We start from the raw sequence: 1,874 nt of genomic DNA, 5'->3' as shown, positions 1-1,874 counted from the left end.
GTAAGCGTCATCTCAGTACCGTCTGGCTCAGAAACCACGATCCTGTAACTTAAGCCCCCACTTATTTTGCAGGTGGACACCTGATGCGCGCCAAAGAAAAACTTCCCCGAAAACGATATTCCCCTGAATTTAAAATGGAACTGGTCAGGCTGGCTCTTGAAGAAGAAGGAAGTGTTGCTGCGCTGGCCCGACAACATGACGTCAATGATAACCTGCTCTTTAAATGGATAAGACTCTGGCAACGTGAAGGACGGGTCTGCCATCCACGGAAAAACTCATCGTCGCTTCCTGCTCTCATACCTGTGCAGCTTCGGGCTGAGACATCTCCCCCAACGTTCGAACCGCCATCCTGTTCACCCCAGACTACCTGTCACATAAAATGTCGTGGCGGAGATATAACGCTGACTCATCCCTCAACTGAACTCATCACCACTGTCCTGCGTGAACTGATGCGGGGGCCTGTATGATAAATCTACCTGCAGGCACCAGAATCTGGCTGGTTGCCGGCATTACCGATATGCGCAACGGCTTCAACGGCCTGGCCGCAAAGGTGCAGACGGCGCTGAAAGACGACCCGATGTCCGGCCACGTCTTCATCTTCCGGGGCCGCAGCGGCAGTCAGGTCAAACTACTGTGGTCTACCGGAGACGGGCTGTGTCTTCTGACCAAAAGACTGGAGCGCGGGCGCTTTGCCTGGCCGTCAGCCCGCGATGGCAAAGTGTTCCTGACCCCGGCGCAGCTGGCAATGCTCCTTGAAGGTATCGACTGGCGGCAGCCTAAAAGACTGCTTACGTCCCTGACTATGCTGTAGGCCTCTTTATCCTGGTGGTCGCAGAATAAGCCTGGTAAAATACGGGTTTATGAACGACACCTCTTCTGACGACATCCTTCTGCTGAAACAGCGCCTTGCCGAACAGGAAGCGCTGAACCGGACCCTGCTGGAAAAGCTGGCCGACCGGGAGCGCGAAATAGACCACCTGCAGGCGCAGCTGGATAAACTGCGCCGGATGAACTTCGGCAGCCGTTCAGAAAAGGTCTCCCGGCGTATCGCACAGATGGAGGCTGACCTGAAGGCGCTTCAGAAAGAAAGCGATACGCTGACCGGCCGGGTGGATGACCCGGAAGTGCAGCGCCCGCTGCGTCAGACCCGCACCCGCAAGCCGTTCCCCGAATCACTCCCCCGTGACGAAAAACGGCTGCTGCCAGCGGAGCCGTGTTGCCCGGACTGTGGCGGTGCGCTGAGCTACCTGGGTGAGGATGCCGCCGAACAACTGGAGCTGATGCGCAGCGCCTTCCGGGTTATCCGGACCGTGCGGGAAAAACATGCCTGTACTCAGTGCGATGCCATCGTGCAGGCCCCCGCGCCTTCACGCCCCATCGAGCGGGGTATCGCCGGACCGGGGCTGCTGGCCCGCGTGCTGACCTCAAAATATGCAGAGCACACCCCGCTGTATCGCCAGTCTGAAATATACCGTCGCCAGGGCGTGGAGCTGAGCCGTTCACTGCTGTCGGGCTGGGTGGATGCGTGCTGCCGGCTGCTGTCGCCGCTGGAAGAGGCGCTTCAGAGCTATGTCCTGACCGACGGCAAACTCCATGCCGATGATACCCCCGTCCAGGTGCTGCTGCCGGGTAACAAGAAGACGAAGACCGGGCGGTTGTGGACGTATGTTCGTGATGACCGCAACGCCGGGTCTGCGCTGGCGCCGGCAGTGTGGTTCGCTTACAGTCCGGACAGAAAAGGGCTCCATCCGCAGACCCATCTTGCGGGGTTCAGTGGGGTGCTGCAGGCGGATGCGTATGCCGGGTTCAACGAGCTGTACCGCGATGGCCGGATAACGGAAGCCGCCTGCTGGGCTCACGCCCGCCGTAAAATC

The 1,874-nt window shown here is 59.1% G+C and carries 4 protein-coding genes; 3 read left to right on the top strand and 1 reads right to left on the bottom strand.

Annotation, left to right across the window (positions count from 1 at the left end; translation table 11 throughout):
- Positions 1–197, bottom strand: a 197-nt coding sequence (locus AQ981_RS28325; protein ID WP_058914509.1) for a hypothetical protein, incomplete at its 3' end; no start/stop codon positions are given.
- On the opposite strand from AQ981_RS28325, the gene AQ981_RS28625 reads away from it, so the two are divergent.
- The 3 genes from AQ981_RS28625 to tnpC all read left to right on the top strand — a co-directional run.
- Positions 135–467, top strand: a complete 333-nt coding sequence (locus AQ981_RS28625) for a transposase (protein WP_420809811.1) — start codon at positions 135–137, stop codon at positions 465–467. The genes AQ981_RS28325 and AQ981_RS28625 overlap by 63 nt on opposite strands.
- A complete protein-coding gene (gene tnpB / locus AQ981_RS25225) occupies positions 464–811 on the top strand; it encodes an IS66 family insertion sequence element accessory protein TnpB (protein ID WP_058914508.1) in 348 nt (115 codons plus the stop codon). Before AQ981_RS28625 ends, tnpB begins: the two co-directional genes overlap by 4 nt.
- A 49-nt stretch (positions 812–860) precedes the next feature.
- Positions 861–1,874, top strand: a 1,014-nt coding sequence (gene tnpC / locus AQ981_RS25220; RefSeq protein WP_058914507.1) for an IS66 family transposase, incomplete at its 3' end; no start/stop codon positions are given.

This window comes from Entomohabitans teleogrylli (assembly GCF_001484765.1).
In the GTDB taxonomy this organism is placed as follows: domain Bacteria; phylum Pseudomonadota; class Gammaproteobacteria; order Enterobacterales; family Enterobacteriaceae; genus Entomohabitans; species Entomohabitans teleogrylli.
Note: the sequence above shows the minus strand (reverse complement) of the source record. Positions and strands in the feature narration are given on the sequence as shown.